The 18,335-nt window shown below is 50.2% G+C and carries 15 protein-coding genes; 9 read left to right on the top strand and 6 right to left on the bottom strand.

Going from position 1 to position 18,335, the window contains the following annotated elements:
- Positions 1 to 119 precede the first annotated feature (119 nt).
- The 5 genes from KA369_03345 (at position 120) to KA369_03325 (ending at position 6,509) form a co-directional block, all read left to right on the top strand.
- Complete coding sequence (locus KA369_03345) at positions 120 to 1,514, top strand: hypothetical protein (protein MBP7734986.1); 1,395 nt, start codon at positions 120 to 122, stop codon at positions 1,512 to 1,514.
- A gap of 63 nt (positions 1,515 to 1,577) precedes the next feature.
- Positions 1,578 to 2,342 (top strand): hypothetical protein, encoded by a 765-nt coding sequence (locus KA369_03340; protein MBP7734985.1) that lies wholly within the window; start codon positions 1,578 to 1,580, stop codon positions 2,340 to 2,342.
- A gap of 392 nt (positions 2,343 to 2,734) precedes the next feature.
- Positions 2,735 to 4,117 (top strand): hypothetical protein, encoded by a 1,383-nt coding sequence (locus KA369_03335; GenBank protein MBP7734984.1) that lies wholly within the window; start codon positions 2,735 to 2,737, stop codon positions 4,115 to 4,117.
- A 4-nt stretch (positions 4,118 to 4,121) separates the two neighbouring features.
- On the top strand, positions 4,122 to 4,994 hold the full coding sequence (locus KA369_03330) for a hypothetical protein (GenBank protein ID MBP7734983.1): 873 nt from the start codon (positions 4,122 to 4,124) through the stop codon (positions 4,992 to 4,994).
- Positions 4,995 to 5,168: 174 nt separating this feature from the next.
- The gene (locus tag KA369_03325) at positions 5,169 to 6,509 is read left to right on the top strand and encodes a hypothetical protein (GenBank protein MBP7734982.1); all 1,341 of its coding nucleotides are present in this window, start codon (positions 5,169 to 5,171) and stop codon (positions 6,507 to 6,509) included.
- A gap of 7 nt (positions 6,510 to 6,516) precedes the next feature.
- Here the strand turns inward: KA369_03325 and KA369_03320 are convergent, their stop codons facing one another.
- Positions 6,517 to 7,632 carry a glycosyltransferase family 4 protein gene (locus tag KA369_03320; GenBank protein ID MBP7734981.1) on the bottom strand — a complete coding sequence of 372 codons (1,116 nt, stop codon included), beginning with the start codon at positions 7,630 to 7,632 and terminating at the stop codon, positions 6,517 to 6,519.
- A 65-nt stretch (positions 7,633 to 7,697) separates the two neighbouring features.
- Between KA369_03320 and KA369_03315 the strand changes: the two genes are divergently transcribed.
- The gene (locus KA369_03315; protein MBP7734980.1) at positions 7,698 to 8,297 is read left to right on the top strand and encodes a hypothetical protein; all 600 of its coding nucleotides are present in this window, start codon (positions 7,698 to 7,700) and stop codon (positions 8,295 to 8,297) included.
- 113 nt (positions 8,298 to 8,410) lie between these two features.
- On the opposite strand, the gene tnpA is transcribed toward KA369_03315, so the two are convergent.
- From tnpA to KA369_03295, 4 genes are all read right to left on the bottom strand, one after another.
- A complete protein-coding gene (gene tnpA, locus KA369_03310; GenBank protein ID MBP7734979.1) occupies positions 8,411 to 8,782 on the bottom strand; it encodes an IS200/IS605 family transposase in 372 nt (123 codons plus the stop codon).
- 88 nt (positions 8,783 to 8,870) lie between these two features.
- A complete protein-coding gene (locus tag KA369_03305; protein ID MBP7734978.1) occupies positions 8,871 to 9,467 on the bottom strand; it encodes a CoA pyrophosphatase in 597 nt (198 codons plus the stop codon).
- Positions 9,439 to 9,990, bottom strand: coding sequence for a fumarate hydratase C-terminal domain-containing protein (locus KA369_03300; GenBank protein ID MBP7734977.1), 552 nt, complete (start codon positions 9,988 to 9,990; stop codon positions 9,439 to 9,441). Before KA369_03300 ends, KA369_03305 begins: the two co-directional genes overlap by 29 nt.
- Positions 9,990 to 10,835, bottom strand: coding sequence for a fumarate hydratase (locus KA369_03295; GenBank protein MBP7734976.1), 846 nt, complete (start codon positions 10,833 to 10,835; stop codon positions 9,990 to 9,992). Before KA369_03295 ends, KA369_03300 begins: the two co-directional genes overlap by 1 nt.
- A 309-nt stretch (positions 10,836 to 11,144) precedes the next feature.
- Here KA369_03295 and KA369_03290 point away from each other — a divergent pair, with 309 nt between their 5' ends.
- The 3 genes from KA369_03290 (at position 11,145) to KA369_03280 (ending at position 14,310) form a co-directional block, all read left to right on the top strand.
- The gene (locus tag KA369_03290) at positions 11,145 to 11,645 is read left to right on the top strand and encodes an OmpA family protein (protein MBP7734975.1); all 501 of its coding nucleotides are present in this window, start codon (positions 11,145 to 11,147) and stop codon (positions 11,643 to 11,645) included.
- Between the two features lie 123 nt (positions 11,646 to 11,768).
- Positions 11,769 to 12,914, top strand: a complete 1,146-nt coding sequence (locus KA369_03285) for a M23 family metallopeptidase (GenBank protein MBP7734974.1) — start codon at positions 11,769 to 11,771, stop codon at positions 12,912 to 12,914.
- 238 nt (positions 12,915 to 13,152) lie between these two features.
- Positions 13,153 to 14,310, top strand: a complete 1,158-nt coding sequence (locus KA369_03280; GenBank protein ID MBP7734973.1) for a CapA family protein — start codon at positions 13,153 to 13,155, stop codon at positions 14,308 to 14,310.
- Here KA369_03280 and KA369_03275 read toward each other — a convergent pair.
- Positions 14,291 to 18,157, bottom strand: coding sequence for a hypothetical protein (locus tag KA369_03275; protein MBP7734972.1), 3,867 nt, complete (start codon positions 18,155 to 18,157; stop codon positions 14,291 to 14,293). The genes KA369_03280 and KA369_03275 overlap by 20 nt on opposite strands.
- Between the last annotated feature and the right edge of the window lie 178 nt (positions 18,158 to 18,335).

Below are 18,335 nucleotides of genomic sequence, written 5' to 3'. Positions count from 1 at the left end.
GTTGTTAAATTATACTCATGTACTATTCTGATAATTCCTAAAAAAAAGTTGCTACTTCCATGAAGATTAACTATCATTTATTAATCCAAGGTAAACGTTAATCCAACGGAGACACTATCATGAAACGCATTACACATATAGTTATCGTTTTCAGTTTATTAACGTCTTCCCTCTTGATATTCTCCTGTTCCGATTCGGAGCGGCGTTTGCCCTTTATCTCAAAAAACGCCACTGTTGTGATAATACTGTCAATGCCGGATGAACAGGCAACGATAAGCAGCTCCATCATTGACAGGATCCTCCGCTCCATAACGAGGGATGCCATAGCCCAGACTGCGCCGGCCACAATCATCGGATATACGGTGACCGTAACCGCCCTTGACATGAGCGCAGTGACACAGACTTTTACAGCAACCGATACTCTTACCCTCGCGGTACCGGTCGGAAACGCACGCCGATTTCAGGTTACCGCCAATGTAGATCCAGCATCCGCCAGCGCCGCACTTTCCTTCCGTGGCATAACCACCATTGACCTTGCAGGGGGCGCAACAGTAACCGTGCCGGTTATAATGAATTTGAATGAGACAAAGATAGTTATCCCTGATGGAGGTAATACAGCTATATCTCCCGGAAGGATCGTTATGATAAATAACGTAGCCGATGGGTCAACCACATGGATTGCCAAGACCACCTTCACCGGTTTCACCGGGACCCTGAGACCCTTTGACGTGGATTTCGATTCAAGGGGCAGGATCTACGTGGCAAACTACAGCACACCCGGAATATTTCGCATGGATGATATAAATGGCACCAATTTTATTCAGAGCAGCGCCACAATTTTTGGAACAGGATCTGCTCTTACCTTCATTCGCACTATAGCAGTGGATCGTACCAACAGCCTGGTTTATTTTGCCCTGGATAATGCTCTTTACAGATCAAATCTCGATGGCACAGGCACACAGCAATTGTCATTGACAGGCACTGGTTTTGAGTCTTCCTCTACCTATAACATTAAAGGTATCGATGTGGATGCTGAAGGAATGCTCTATATTGTGGGACCCCACGATACTTTTAATAATCCTCCACGATTAATACGATATAATCCGACTTTACAACAAATCATAGGTTCTCCATATAGTATAACCAATACTACATCACCAAGTACGATCAATATATCTGATGTATTATATCGAAGCCCTTATGTTTATGTAGCCAATTTTGCCGGATCAGCGGGCTACCAAATTCTTCAGCTGACCTTTTCAGGAAGCTCTTTTTCTCTTGTTGCCAGTAACGGGACAAAAAGCACAACCCAGGCACCCGGCAATTTTTATGGAGCAAGCCGCTTCCTTGCAATACGGAACGATATCCTTATCGTAGCTGACAGCGGACAAGGAAGCGCAGGTTCCGATTATGACCAGATAGTCTCATTCGGTAATATGTCATTCACATCATGGTCTGCATTTGGATCCTATGGCACCGGAACCAGCCAATTCAAATTGTATAGCCAATGTTAGCATAACTTGTGAAAAATATATTTTGGGTTAATCTATAACCTTTGAATCAGTCCATAATCATTTATGCCAAGCAATAATCTTTCTTCCATTTTTGATATAATTGAAACTATTCGACAGGTCAATGCCAGCTCAATTCTAGATATAGGAGTCGGCTTTGGCAAATGGGGCCTGCTGATACGCGAATATTTCGATTTAAGGCCCCACAAAAAAAAGGGTTATGACGACTGGTCAATCCAGCTGGACGGCATCGAGGCTAACGAAAAATATCTTACTCCCGTACACGATTATATATACAACAATGTGTTTATCGGTGAAGCGATTGACATTTTATCAAACAACAATCTTTATTATGATTTGATCATAGCCATTGACATCCTTGAACACTTCACCAAGCAAAAAGGGCTGGAATTCATCAAGCTGTGCAGGAACCGGTGCAGGACGCTTTTCATCAACACCCCCAATATCTATTATAAACTACAGCGGGAATATTATAACCAGTACATGCTCCACCTGTCCGGATGGGATGCCGAGGATTTTATCAAAGCAGAAGCACGTTATATCTGGCATAGCGGACTATATGTACTGGCCTTATTCACTGACGACAATGTGGACCTGCCATTGGAGTCAAATATCCAGAAATATATCTTTGAAGAATCTGACATAATTAAAATACATGACCTTATCGACATGTATTATGAAACTTCTCAGCTACTTGAATGCATTGGTGCTTGCGAAAAATATCAAAAAGTTTTTCCGGATGACAAAGTAATTCAAAAGAAAATAACCCTGTGCAACGATAGACTTTATAAAAACCCGATTAGCCGGTGATATATTAATCCAATATTTCGTCACCGTGGCATTGATGCTATAAGACTAATAGCATTGCCCATATCGAATTGAAAGACGATTATTTTTAATTAATTTAAGAACTTTAAAAAGCTTTCATTGTCAAATTCAATGACCAAGTTTTGCACGACAAAATGAAAATTAAAAACATTGATTACATAACAGCGATCAATATGTTGTTATTTCAATAAATTATGACAATTTAAAACAATTTTCCCTGAAATTAGCATCAATTATTTCAAATTTAACCATGTTATGGTCTGTAAATACAGACTCGATTTTGATGATCATAAAAAAAGTGTTGCCCGGTTAAATGACAATTATTAACATAGAAAAAAAATCTGGATAACATTATTCAGAGGGAGATTTCAATTATGAAACGCCCTGCTTATTTCATTAATGTTCCTATCTTAATTATTGTATTCCTTTTTATTTTTTCCTGCTCCGATTCAGAGCACCGGCTGCCATTCGCCAGTAAGGATACGGCAACTGTTGTCATAAAACTGGGCCTTCCCGATGAACAAGCCGCGGTAAGCAGGTCCCTAATAGACCGCATATTGCGCATCTTTACCCGTGACGCCATGGCCCAGACGGCGCCTGCGGCTTTCAGCTCGGTCTCGGTCAGCGTTAAAGCTTTTGGCATGCTGACAATAAATCAGATTTTTACTTCCGGCACCATAAGCCTCACCGTTCCTGCCGGAGGTTCCCGGAGTTTTGAAGTAATAGCATATACCAGTGCGACCGATCCCGCCGCTTCCCGGTCATTCCGGGGCACAACCACGCTGGATATCCCAGTCGGCCAGACCGTGGACGTGCCGGTTATCATGAATTTGTACGAGACAAAACTCGTCGTGCCGGATGGAGTTTCAGGCGATGTCGTCATGATCGATGATATGGCCGGAACCAATTGGAAAACTTATAAATATACGGGCATTACGGCCGGCACCTTTCAACCCAGTGATATTGCTTATGATAATAGAGGCAGAATTTATATCAGCAATGGTTATACAGGAGGTGAAACTATAGCCGATATCGTCAGGATAGATGATATTAATGGAACCAATGCCCAGGCTTTTAATTCCGTCCCAAACGGCCAAAGCGCTGGATATATTGTCCGTATGGTTATAGACAGGCAGAGTAATACGCTTTATTTCATTACATCCACGCGGTTATACAAAGCTTCCCTCGATGATCTAAGCAACGCCACGCGTCTTGATGCCTCGAATCTGGTATGGAATAACAGGACAGGCATAGATATTGATGGCTTAGGAATGCTATACCTTCTTTCCTCTTCCGGCAATGCCATAACAAAGTACGATCCCAATGCAGATCAAATCGTATATAGAACCACGATAAATTTGGGCGGCCTTAACTTGGCCACTGATCTGTATATTCGATATCCTTATATCTATGTCGCTAACTACAACGGCGCCAGCGGGGCAACGCCTGCGGACGGATACCAGATAGTAACGTTCCAGATATCGGGCGAATCACTGGTTCCCGTCGGACATTTCGGCAACAAAAACAATAGCGCCGTTAATAACAGCTACGGCATGTTCTATGGAGCCCAGAACTTCGTCGCCCTTCGCAACGACCAGTTCATAATAATCGACAATGACAAATTGGGTGTTACCACAGACTGGCTCTGCAAGCTGGTGGCCACCGGCATTACTCCCGGCATGGGATGGCAGACCTATGGATCATGGTCAGGTTCCCAGAGCGGCCCCGGGTACTTCAAGTTCTACAGCACCTGCTAGGTCCGTGCGCGTCGCATACTACACCTCCAGCACCACCGGCGTGGGACGCCTGGTGACCGGAATGGCCATAGGAAACGCCCTGAAACGCAAGGGCGTTTCCTGTAAATACACGATCATACATTCGTCGCCCTTCGGACATCTCGCCGAAAACTTCAACACCCTGTGGGTGCCGGTGGAAACCGAGGACGACCTGGCGCCGGGAAAATGGCACAGGTCGGTATTGTACAAGACGCTGCGAAAGCTCAAACCGGACCTGCTCATCGTTCACCACCAGTGGTTCATGGTACACCACTTCATTGAAGAGCTCCCCGGCAAAAAGATCTATCTTTCAGACCAGGCCCTGGACAGCCACTTCAGGGTCCCTCTCCCCTCGGGCGCCATTGCCTTTGAGCCGGGCAGCTACGATAAAGTGATCGCCATTGAGCCGTTTCGATCCGCGGTGCCCATGGAGACCGTCAACCCTGTTATCCTTAAAAACCACGACGAAATCCTTCCCCGGGAAACGGCCCTCCGGCGCTTCGGCCTTGACGGTACAAAGCCCGTGGCCTTCTACGGACTCAGCGGCCGACCCGAATACTTCGAGCGGTTTAAAGACAAGTACGCCTATCTCGAAAATGAAGGATACGACGTGATCTATTCAGGGACCTACCAGGGGGGCCTGTTCCCGGTCGTGGATTATTTCAACGCAGTGGATCTCCTTGTATGCGGCGGCGGATACAACCAGGTGTGGGAAGCGAACTTCTTCGGCAAGAAGGCCCTTTTTGAAATTCTGGAGGCAAACTTCAGCGACCAGAAACTGAGGATAGAAGCAAGCGAAGCTTTTTCTTTCGATGTAAACGGCGCGGACCAGCTGGCGAATATCATTTTGTCATTATGATCATCATTGCTTGGAGACCAGTATATCTATAATAATTTTCCCAAAATATTATATATATTATCTAACATGTGTTAAGCATTTCATGCCAATATGATAAAAAATAGTTGATCGAAAACAAAAATCATGCTATCATAATAAGTAAATATACAACCTTCATCTGACGGAGATATATCTATGAAGCGTACTGTTTCTTCAGTATTACCTTTTGCGCTGTCTATAATTTTTTCTCTGGCTTTCTCCTGCTCCGATTCCGAGCGGCATTTGCCCTATGTCGGCAAGAATGCGGCAACGGTTGTCATACAATTAAGCCTTCCCGGTGAAGAGACAGCAACGAACAGATCCATGGTAGACCGCATATTACGCTTTTTTACCCGTGACGCCATGGCCCAGACTGCGCCTGCCGCTTTCAGCTCTTATACGGTGAACGTAACGGCCGCCGGGATTCCGATCCTGACCCAAACCTTTACGTCGACCGACACCCTGACCTTCACCGTGCCGGCCGGGAGCGCCCGTAGATTTGAGGTCATTGCAAACGTCAGCGCCGGCGATCCCAGCGCGGCCCTGTCATTCAGGGGTATAACCACGCTTGACCTTGCTGCCGGCCAGACCGTGACCGTGCCGGTGATCATGATCGTGAACGAGACAAAAATAGTTATTCCCGATTATCGCATGGCCCAACTGGTTCAAATAGATTCACTTGAAACTGGAAATGCCACCTGGAAAATCAACGCCCTCGGTTATGGCTTTAATGCTAACTTTTATGATGTTGATTTCGATGCAAGAGGAAGAATATATATTGGCAGATACAGTCCAGGGCTTAACAATTACGTGGTGATAAGAATAAATAATATGGACAGCTCGACCTATGATATAATTGTCAATTCCTCAACGGGTGTGAACGCCATTGCTATCGACAGAAGCAATAATTATCTCTATTATGCCACCTCAGCGACAACAAGCGCCCTCTACCGGGTCAGATGCAATACCGGTGAAACACCAACCGCGCTTTATACCGCAACCGCACCCATACAAACAATCAGGGGTATGGCCTTTGATGGAAGTGAAAATGTGCTCTACATGGCAGGGGTCAATAATTCAGGTCAACAAGCCATTTTCAAGTACAGCCTCAATACATTGAGTGTTATCAACACTTATGTAAACGCTACACAGCTTTATGCACCCTGGCATGTATTGATAAAAGACCCCTATATTTATGTGGCCAACTTGAATGGAGCTAATGGATACAGGATTTTAATGTTTAATAAAAATTTGGATTTCCTTCAGGGATATGGAAATGGAACAACCAGCATCAATACCACTCAGGGTTGGTTTTACGGACCAAGAAGATTTCTGGCAATACTGAATAGAAAAATTACTATAATAGATGACGATGATGCAGCTGATGTTGATAAACTGATTTCTATGGACAACATTAATGGAGATGGGTGGACAACCTATGGTTCATATAGCATGTCTGCAGGGACAGGTTATTTTAAGTTTTATTACGGGACGTAAATCTTCATTATTTTATAGCTAATTTTTCTTTAATATCATGTAAATTCAGAGCCCTTTGAAAAAAATCTATCCACTGGGGTATGATTTTTTTCCATTGAAAATCCTCCTCCATTTTTTGCCGAACCTTTCTTCCCATCAATGGGAGAAGTTCACGGTTGGCGGAAAGGTATTTCAGCTTTTCCACCATTGCTTCCACACTTCTTTCAACAACAATGCCGTTTATGTTGTTTTCAATCAATTCCGGAACCAGTCCCACATCGGTTGTGAGTGAAGGAACGCCGCAGGCAGCCGCCTCCAGGACCGGCCGTGGGCCGCTCTCGCTCTTTGAAGCGCAGATGTACAGATCGATTGAATTATAATATTCACGCATCCTGTGGTCGTCCCTGATCCATTCCATCTCGGCAATCTGGGGGCGCAGCTCGATTCCATCGACCATTTCGCAGGCCGGCTTGATAATATCATGAAAGCCCCTGTACTGTGTTTTTTCATTCTCATTATTTGTGAGGCTCCCGGTCCAGCCGACCACCAGTTTATCCGTGTCTCTTTTGCGCTTATCAGGATAAAAAACTTCAAGGTCACAGGTGTATTTTGTATAAACCACAGGCAGATGCCGCGAAAATATGTACCAGAGCTTGAGGCAGTTGGTATTGACAAGGAGGGCTTTTTTCATGCGCCTGATGAATCCATCGGGAGGCTTCGCATTATAACCCGGAGGCACTGTCTTGCCTTTATCCCACGAAACAAAGGACCGTATGCCCGTGATGACCTTGTCAACAGGCAGGCCCCGAATCAGGAATTCATCAAAAAGACGATTCGTCATTGGATAAATGAGATCAAACTCGTTGTATAAGTCGGCGCTATTATGTATGAAATCACCAAACTGGCATATCTCAAAATAGAGGTCTGAATGGTTAAAATTGATAATATCCCTGGCGTTTTTTTCCAGGGACCATCCGGGCATATTAGGAATCAATAGTACTTTTTTACTCATAGCTATCAAAGAAAACCGGCAATGATTGTTTATTGATCCATTATAAAAAATGAAATTTGGATTACAATGTAATTTTTTATTGAAACCGGATAATCTCTCCTGCTGAATGATGAGCCTAATATGTATTGACACTAATGAAATATCAAACAATGAATGATATCAATCATATTGAATTTAGATTTTGAATAAATTGCTCGATGAACATAGGTGCCATTAGAAATTTGCTGCTAAAACACCCGGGAATACTGCTCGAACCGCCGGAAATATTGCTCATTGCAAAGGGATTAATGGAATTCCACCCATGCAATTTCCTTGTTTTCGGCATGGGTAACGACACATCCCTCTGGATGGATATTAACTCAGGGGGACGAACTGCTTTCATAGAGGATAATGCCGAATGGTACAGTAAAGTCATGGAATTGTGCCCCGGGGCGGAATCATACCTGGTTGCGTATAATACCCGCATATCTGAATGGGAGCAATTGCTAGATAACCATGATCGTCTGGCAATTAATCTTCCACCTGAAATTACAAGTGTGCAGTGGGATGTAATACTGGTCGACGGGCCATCCGGCGATTATCCGAATTATACCAGACGGCATGGCGTTGAACCGCCGGGAAGGATGTCCAGCATATACATGTCTTCACATCTGGTAAAAACGAAGGGGTATGTTTTCGTCCATGACTGCAACAGGTTGGTAGAGAGAGTCTATTCGGATAGATATTTATTTGATAGCAATCTCATTGAACAGACCAGGACAGAACGGCAGCTTCGGAAGTATAAAATCAAACGTTAATCTTTAGGCTCCGATAGATCCGTAGCCCCGGGTTTAAACCCCTGGCCCCGGATTTAAACCCCTGGCCCCGGATTTAAACCCCTGGCCCCGGATTTAAACCCCTGGCCCCGGGTTTAAACCCGGGGCCAGGGGGCCGCATGATGCTTCTCCTGGTTCTTGATATATCCAAACACCCTTTGAAATGATCTCTCATCAACGGTAAAGGCAGCGTATCCGTTTTGCCATCGCAAATCCTTCATCATGAACGAAGAATAGCCTTTCAAATGCTTCGCCAGATGGGACACGCTCGCCTTCGGCGATGATGATATCAGCACATGGACATGATCCCTGTGGCCGTTGACTATGTGTATAAAGCTGTCCAGTTCAGCTGACTTTTTCCCGAACAATGCCCGCAGCCGTTCAAGTATCTCCGGCGTAATCAAAGGCGAACGATATTTGACAACGAAAACAAGATGATAGATCAATGTGCTGTACGTGTGGCTCATGATTGGCATATGCCTTTATAGCATATACGAACGGGGATGATGTATCGTAAAAACTTTTTTTGCGCTAACCCGGGGTTTAAACCCCGGGTTAATCCCTGCAGATCTTCTCCCCGAAGTCCGTAAGGATCCGCGCTGTGAGGCCCCAGATCTCGTATCCCTCATGGTAGTAGAAGAAAACCCGGTAATCGGTCCCCTTGTAGTTGTATATCTCGTAGCGGTCGTACTTCTGGTCAACGAACATGGACAGGGGCGCCTCGAAATGGCTCTCGATCTCGTCCCGGTTCAGGGTGTACCCGTAGGGATAGCCTATGGCGCCGACAAAGCAGGTGACGTGGAAGCCGGAAATGGATATGTAGTCGTCAAACCGGCCCAGGTATTCGATCTGTTTGGGGCCGATGCCCACCTCCTCCCGGGTTTCGCGGTACGCGATGGCCCGGTAGTCATCGTCATGGTCGTCCATGCCGCCGCCGGGAAACGCCACCTGCCCCTTGTGGGTGGACACCGTGTCCGTGCGCCTCGTGAGGAGCACGTGGGCCTCGTTTCCCTTGTTCATGAGAAGCATCATCACCGCGGAATGCTTCAGTCCGCTCTCCTCCAGGTCGCGGTTCGGCCGCGCCGCGAGACGGCGCCGGAGCTCTTCCTTGAATTCGGTGAAATCACTGTCTTTTTCGAATCGCATCTTCATAGAGGTCGCCGCCGTAAATATCATTGACTACGATTATGGGAAAGTCCTCGACGCGGAGCCGGTATATGGCCTCGGCCCCGAGGTCCTCGAAGGCCACGAGGTCCGATCCGGTAATGCGCCTGGCCAGGTACGCGCCGGCTCCGCCGAAGGTGGCGAAGTACACCGCCCGGTATTCCCGGAGCAAAGCCCGGGTCGCGGCGTCGCGCTTTCCCTTGCCGATCATCCCCTTGACGCCGAGTTTCAGGATTTCCGCGGTGAAAGGGTCCATCCGGGACGACGTGGTGGGCCCCGCCGATCCGATGACCCTCCCCGGCGGCGCCGGGCTCGGCCCCATGTAATAGATGACCTGGCCCGCGGGATCAAAGGGAAGCTCTTCGCCCCGGGCGGCCATGGCGCAGAGCCGCTGGTGCGCCTTGTCCCGGGCGGCGTACACAGTGCCGGTTAAAAGAAATCGGCCACCGCTTCTGAGCGACTCTATCAGCGACGCGTCAAAGGGAGTCTTTATTTTATTCCACTCTTTCATTATAACTCGGCCGTCCCGTATCGCAATGAATGGCAGTTCAGGTTAAGGGCCACCGGGAGCGTGGCGATATGGGTGGGAGCTTCCCTGATGAACACCTGTGCCACGGTGGACCTGCCGCCGAAGCCCAGGGGGCCCACGCCGGTGGCGTTGAGCCGTTCCTCTATGCGCTTTTCCAGATCCGCGTACACCGGATCGCCGTGGCGGGTTCCCACCTCCCGTAAAACCGCCTTTTTAGCGTTGGCCATGGCCATATCCGCCGTGCCGCCGATCCCCACGCCGAGAAACAGGGGCGGACACGGATTGGGCCCGGCCGCGACCACGGTATCGGCAATATAATCAATGATCGCCTCCATGGCGTCGGTGGGCCTGAACATCCTGAGGGCAGACATGTTCTCCGACCCCCCGCCCTTGAGATACACGGTGATCGTGAATGTGTCCCCCTCAACAAGATCGGTATGTATGAAGGCGGGGGCGTTGGTCCCGGTGTTCTGTCGTTTCAGAGGATCGGCAACGATCGATTTGCGAAGGCTGAATTTTCGATAGGCCTCCTCCACGCCGCTGTTGACCGCCGCGATTAAGTTCCCTTCGACGAGAACCGATTGGCCGATTTCGATGAAGACTATGGCCATACCGCAGTCCTGGCACAGGGGAAGCCCCTCGGTTCCGGCGATGTCGCTGTTTTCCTGAAGAATTTTCAGCGTAGTCCGCGCCAGCTCCGAATCCTCGTTCTTCAGCATCTCGTCAATGCGCCGCTCCACTCCGTAGGGAAGGATGAAGCTTGCCTTGTAGATAAGGTCCACCACGGCATTGGTGATCTGATATGATTGCAGCGTCCGCGTTTTCATAATGAAGTAAAACCTTTTTGCATATACCTTTTCCGATCCGGCCCTGTCAAATCATTTAAGGTCTTCGCGGAAAATTAGATTTTTATCATTCACAGATACCATGCGCCACCTCGCAATTATTAACTATTGATTCATTTCCTCATTGCGAAGAGTCCCCCGACAGTCATTCGAATGCCAATAAACAGGTTGTTTTCGACATTATACCGGTTATTTGGTACAATCCATGCCAAAAATTATTGTTAAAATCTATTTGACAAATATGATTAATCCTATTCTATTCAAACAATCACAAACAAAAGGAGTACTGCAATGAAAAAAGTATTTATAGCAATCACACTTATCATATCAGCGGTCTTCATTGTATCCTGCGCGAAAGAACAGGTAAAAGAGCCTGATAAAGTAGGCGCTAATTCAGCACTGGTCTCTTCTTCAAACGAGCAGCTGGCGAAATACCCGGTTACCGGGTTCGGATACAAGAGCTCGAAGGTTCCCCCTCAGTCATGGAACAACTGGGCGAAAGTGGCGGCGCCGGTGGTGAAGGGCATTATCGCCCAGCTTCCCGACGGCTATGTCCTTGAAGTGCGCGGTCATACCGACGGACGCGGCCCGGAATCGGCCGAGGGGAACAAGCCGGGGAACACGAAGATATCCACTGACCGCGCCAAGGCCGTGTATGATTCCCTGGGCAAGGCCGGTATAACCTCCCCGAAGCTCACCTACCGCGGCGTCGGCTCCTCGGAGCCTCTTTCGGGTGCCGATCCAAAGGGCGCTGAGCAGAGAAGGGTGACCTTCCAGGTCGTTCCCAAATAATACGAAACATGCCATTCTGAATCTTACCGGAGCCGCCGGCCCTGAAGCCGGCGGCGGCCGTTACCGGCTGATATAAAATTCCTGCAGACCGCTGATAATGGGATCAATCAAACAAAGATCGTTATGAATATCGCCGCCATGATCTTGCCACGGTCGCTCAAACTTGTCCCATTTCTCCTGATATCGATCCTATCATCCACTACAGGCCTTAACGCTATTGATGAAGATTACATCATAGCCGGCCAGAATACGGCGCGCAAAGTCATTATCAGGTCCAGCTCTGCACTGAGCGCGAGCTACAGGGCGGCCAAGGCCTTTGACGACGGAGCAGGCACCTGCTGGATATCGGCCCAGGGTCCCGGACCCCACTGGATATCCGTGGATTTCGGCGCCAAGCGCCTCATGACCTCTATCATCGTACGGCCCGGCAGGAAGGACGGTTATCACACCCTGAGGCATTTCAAGCTCCAGTTCCTCGACGGAGACTGGTTTGATTTCGCCGCTGTTGACACGGCCTCGCGGAGAGGCGGCGCCTGGTCTTATAAGGACGCGGTGGAAATCAATCTCGGCGGCGTCGACGCCAGCACCTTCCGCATCTTCATTCCCCCCGAGGCGCTGGCGGGAAATTTCGCGTCCATTGCCGAGATCGAGATCTACCTCGGCTCGGCCAGGGTCCGGTGCTACGACGAGCGATTGAGGGGCCTCAGCCTCCCGGTCAAAAACGCCTTTCTCCCGGCGGAAGACTACTGCTATCCCAATGCCCCCCGGGCGTACCGCGGCGGCCGCCACGCCGGCATCGACATCTACAGGCATCACGGTGAAAATTCCTATACCCCGCTGCCGGTGACAAAGGATACGCCCGTTTACGCCGCCGATGCGGGCACCGTGATCAAGGCCGACCGGGACTACAGGGCCCCGGACATGTCCGACTGGAACAGGCGCTCCGCCCACCAGATGTCCCACCCCACGACCTTCGTGAAGCGCTCCTTCGGAGGCAGGGGAGTATGGATCGATCACCGGAACGGCATTGTCACCGTGTACGAACATCTTTCAAAAATCGACCGGTCCATCCGGGTCGGCGGCCGTGTCTCCCAGGGAGACCGTATCGGCTGGGCGGGGAACTCCGGCCTGGCCGGTGAAGCCGAGGGAAAGGATTACGGCATCCATCTTCATTTCGAGATATGGATTGACGGGTCCTATCTCGGCACAGGCCTGGGACCGGCTGAAATCCGCAAGTACCTGAACTGGATATTTTTCCCTGAACAATGACAAGTGCGAGACCGCTGCCGCCCTTGTCCGTGATGTAATATTAGCAGTTTGCTCAAAAACTGCAAACTGCTAAGCGATACAAGGATGTATCGACATTTTTCGAGGCTTTAGCCGAGAAAAATATGAGGTTTTGAGAATTCACTTCTCAAAACCGACCCTGAAAAAATCCACGGAGGGAGTTTTTCAGGAAACAATTAGATTTGACACCGGAGCGACCATGCGATTGGATAATAATCCTATGAGATCAAGAGCCCTATCCGTGTTATCCTGTTCGATGCTTCTTCTTGCCGCTCTTTTATTTATCACCAAGAGTGTGCCGGCAAAAAACAGCCAGCGCTTTTCGATACTCTTCGTCGGCGACATCCTTCTCGCCAACGAGGCTGAGCGTCATATACATAAAAAAGGCGTCGATTATCCCTTCTGGAAAATCAAGGAAGAGCTCCTGAAATATGATTTCATTTTCGCCAACATGGAATCCCCCATAATGAAGCGCGGCACGCCCGTCGTGAAAAAGCCCTACATCTTCCGGGTTAAGCCCGAAGACGCCGTGTGCCTCAAAGACCTCAAGATCGACGTTGTCTCCATCGCGAACAACCACCTCATGGATTACAATTCAGAAGGGATGGAGGACACCATCGCCACCCTGGACGATCTGAACATCCGCCACACCGGCGGCGGCAGGAACCTTGACGAGGCGCGCAGGCCGGCCGTCATCAGGTACGGCGCCACGTCCATTGTAATCCTGGCCTACTGCAACAGGCCGCCGGACGAATACTACGCCACGGATGACGATCCGGGCATAGCGCCCCTGGACCTTGAGCTCATCCATGAAGATATCGCCGCCCACAGGCGTGACAACGCCATCGTGGTCATCTCCCTCCACTGGGGGATCGAGCAGACCCATGTTCCGCAGAAAGAGCAGATTGCCACCGCCCATGCCATCATTGACGCGGGCGCGGACGCCGTCATCGGCCACCATCCCCACTGGCCCCAGGGAATAGAGCTCTACCGCGGCAGGCCCATTGTCTATTCCCTCGGCAATTTCATAAACGGATACATCAACCCGATCGAGCGCGACAACATCGCGGTGGGCCTGTACTATAATGACAGGACCCTTGAAAGCATCAAGGTGGTCCCCCTGGCGGGCCGGAACAGGCAGATACGGTTCCAGCCTTTCATCCTTAATGGGAAAAAGGCTGACGGGTTCCTGGGCCTGATCAGGAACCTCTGCCGCGGACTCAACACGGACATGGACATCATGGGCGGATACGGTTATATTGATATCGCGCAGAAAAACGCCTCAAACTCGAAAGGCGCCATGTCCCCTTCGGCAAAGCCCCGCAATGCCCGGAATCTTCCCGTTCAGGAAGCATCCCTCAAAACTGGAAGTAGATGAAGGGCTTGACCTCGGCAATGGCGATATTGTAAATAAAAAAGGTGACGCAGGACGCCGCCAGGCCCTGGACCGTGGCGGGCATCGCGGCCCACGACGATCTCAATCTTTCCTTCCACGCAACCGGCGTAAAATGAATGGCATAAAAAGCGGCCATGACCAGGACCAGGACGATACCCACGTTGGGAGCTCCGGCCTTGATCCGCACGAGCGAGTTCAAAATGCCCGTGAAGGTTTCCCAGGAATCGGACCTGAAGATGATCCAGCCGAAGAGGACCGCGTGGAGGGTGATAAAGACCCTCACACCGTGAAAAAGCGGATTGGCGGTTTTCATTTTATTCAGCTTGAAGATGCGCTCCACGATCATAAAGAAGCCATGATAGAGTCCCCATATGACGAAGGGAATGGCGGCCCCGTGCCAGAGCCCGCACAGGAACATGGTGATCCCTATGTTGAGGAGCGTCCTCTTCCTGTTGCCCCCCAGGCTGATGTAGAGGTAGTCCCTGAGCCAGGCCCCCAGGGATATGTGCCACCGCTGCCAGAATTCCGTCACTGACGACGAGGCATAGGGCCTCCGGAAGTTCTCGGTGAGATTGTAGCCCAGGAGCATGGCGGCCCCGATGGCCATGTCGCTGTACCCCGAGAAATCACCGTAGATCTGCAGGCCGTAGGCGTACACGGCCGTCAGTGTCTCCAGGGGAAGGAACATGTGGGGGCTCGCGTAGACCCTGTCGACAATCGATCCGGCCAGCCAGTCGGCCCCGGTCTTTTTAAGGAGTCCCGTCAGGATCAGGAACAGGGCGGTGGACACCTGTTCATGGGTCACCAGGAAATGGGAGGCCCGGTCTTTCAGGGCGGGGAGGAAATCCCGCGCCTTGACGATGGGGCCCGCCAGGAGCTGGGTGAATAAGGACACGTAGTGCGCGTATGTTATGATGTTCTTTTCGGGCTTGAGATTGCCCCGCCACACGTCGATGGTGTAGGACAATGACTGGAACGTGTAGAAGGATATCCCCACCGGGAGAAGTATGTTCAGGATCGGCACCGACATCTGATATCCCAGGAGATTCACCGCCTTGCCGGTAAGGTCAGAAAAGAAATCGAAATACTTCAGCGTGAACAGTATACCCAGGTTGACGGCCACCGAGACGGCCAGATACGCCGTGCCCCTGCCGCCCCGGTCCCGGGACCTGTTTATCAGGCGCGCCATGGAATAGTCGGTCACCGTTGTGGCAGCGAGGCAGGCCAGCGGCCAGAGCTTCCATGTGGCGTAAAAATAGTATGAAACGGCAAGGAGGAAGCCAAAGCGCGCCACAGGCCACCGCCTCAGGAGAAATGCGACGATTATGACAATGCCAAAAAAATAGGCGAAGGAGGCGGAGTTGAACAAAATCGCCGTTTTCTCCTCGGCCTTGAAATCGATCTTCGGCCGCTCGCTCTTTTTCCTGAACGCGTTCATGAGGGAAGTGTAGAGCCCCTCCGCCGCAGTATCGCCCCCCCTCATGGTAAAATGCGTATAGTCCTTCATGGCCAGGCCGGTGTTCGCCATTGTAAGCATGTGGCCTTCGCCCCCCAGGCTCTCGTAGGTGTCGAAAAAGGCGATGCCCGCGCGCTCAGCCTCCTCGCGCTGCACCTCCCGCACCGCCAGGGTCTCCTTCATGACAGCCAGGCCCCCCTGGTAATTCTGGAGGCGCTCCGGCGGGCCTATGAGGAGGATGTCCGTCTCGGGCAGGAGCCGTTTCATTTTCACCAGCCATTCCCTCATCTGGCTCCGCAGCTCCTCCTTCGTGAACTCCGGGAAGGCCCCCAGAGACGCGGCCTCGTTGATGCCGAACTGGAAAATGAGCAGGTCAGGCTTTATCTCCGCCAGCGGCTTCAGGTGGCTTTCCGGCACCGCGTTCATCCAGGCCATGTGGATTCCCATCCTGACGATGGTGCTGTATACCACGCCGCCGCCGCTTTCGACGGAAACGGCGTCGACCGAGGGAAGGGGCCCCGCCGTTCCATTGAAACTGATGCTGATTTTTTCAGATCCGGGCATCGTCCATGCCAGTGCGCCGGTAAGGCCGGGATTCAATTTCAGGATTTTCTCTTCTTTGCCTCCGCCGTAATCGAGGGTGGCACGACATTCCGACGGACCGGCCGCGATCTCCGGGCTGCGCAGGAAAAGCCTCACCTCTTTCCACCGGGCCGATCCGGACGGAGCCTCCATGCGTATCTCCGACTGCGGGGACCTGACAAAGGTCCCCTCTCCGGTAAAACCGATCAGCGGATTCATCTGAGGCCGTATGTAAAACCTTCCCAGGTAGCGGAACTCGTGCCTGATGGCGTGCTGTGAAAATCCGCCGGCCCGCGTCCTGTTCACATGGTCATGGAGGGCCGTGGCCATGGTCTCGACCGGAGGCACCACGCCCCTGCCGCCGTCGCCGAAGTCATTCTGGAATTGCCGTTTCATGGTCTTGGTATAGCAGTCGCCCCAGATCAGGGAATCGCCGTAATGGACGATATGGACCTTATTGCGGCGGTGCGCCTGCAGGTCAGAAAGCTTTTTAAAGAAACGCTGCAGGTGCTGATACTCCTTGCCCGCGTATATATAATTGGGATCGCTTTTCCCTGATACGGTCTTTTCCACGGGTGCTTTCTTTTCTGATAACATATCCCGGGAAAAAATGAATTTTGAACCAAAGTCATAGACGGTGCGGGGAACCACTTCCTTGGCTGACGGAAAAATTTTCCATGGCCTGTTTTTAATGTAAAAATCCTGCACCAGGGCCAGGGAAATCATGATGACAAGCCAGGTTGCCGGGGCCGCAATGAACCTTTTCCCCGTTCTGGATATGCCTGTTTTCTTTAATATATTCACCAGTTGAAAAAAAACGAATAGAAGCGGCATCACCCCCCAGTAAAGCACAAGGATATCTCTCTGATCTGACTCAGAAATGACCAGGGGATGACCATACTGCTCCGGCATGACTGCCTTAAATTCTGTGACATTTACGGCAAAAGGCTGATACTGGGCCGCCTGTTGTTCCCCATTGAGAGAAACCCATGAAACCGCCTCGATGTGTTCATGATTGGAAACATCTATAGCTTCACCGGCCATGCCCAGATTGACGGCTGTGACCGCACCGCCGACTGCGAAGATCCCAAGGAAAAGGATCAGTGTAAGTATTATATTTTTTTTCCTGCCGCCTATCATCAGTAAGGCATTGCCAAGGAGAAACATTATGACCGAGGGGATTGCGAAATATGCCATTGCCGGCAAAAAAAGTGCGCCTTTTTCGAAAAAGCCCATTATTGATGACAGGGTCCACCCGTTCAGGTAGGAATTGGATGATGTCATTTCCACGAAAAAATCATGGCCTAACAGTAATCCTATAATTACCGCGCCGATGAAAGATACAACGAAACGATTTTTAATAAATGATGAAAAAAATATCGTCAGGGCCAGCAGGAAGAATCCGTATAAAACGTAGCCGCCATAGAGGAGAGCCAGCTCCTCCCGGTAGCATTCGCCTCCCACCATGATCCAGTAATAGACTACCGGCAGGGAAAGGCCAAGGAGCAGCAGGTAGAACAGCATCCCGGCCATGATTTTTGCGCCCAGAGTGCGGCCGATACCGAGAAACTGGCCTATGAAATTAAATCTCCCTGGCGTATCCCGGCGGGAAATAATTCCTGAAAAAACCACCGGCAGAAGAACCGAGGGATACAAATAACTGAAACGAAGAATGGGGACAAAGAAGTCCCTTAAAGGCTCCAGAGAAGCAACAGGCCCGAGGCCGTTGTCAAGGGGCGCGCTTCCACGGCTGTAGCTTTCCAACGCGCTGTAGCAATTAATTCCCAACAATAGGGCCTGCATAAGGATATAGATGAATCCGGCCGGTGACTTGACAATACCGCACATTTCACGGCAGCAATTTCGTATAAACGCTTTCATGGCATGCGCATGGTCGTAAAAACAACCGCCTATGTCAATATTATTTGATCCAACAGGTCCCGCTGTATAGAGAAACTATTTGACATAA

The organism is Spirochaetota bacterium (assembly GCA_017999915.1).
GTDB lineage: Bacteria > Spirochaetota > UBA4802 > UBA4802 > UBA5550 > RBG-16-49-21.
Note: the sequence above shows the minus strand (reverse complement) of the source record. Positions and strands in the feature narration are given on the sequence as shown.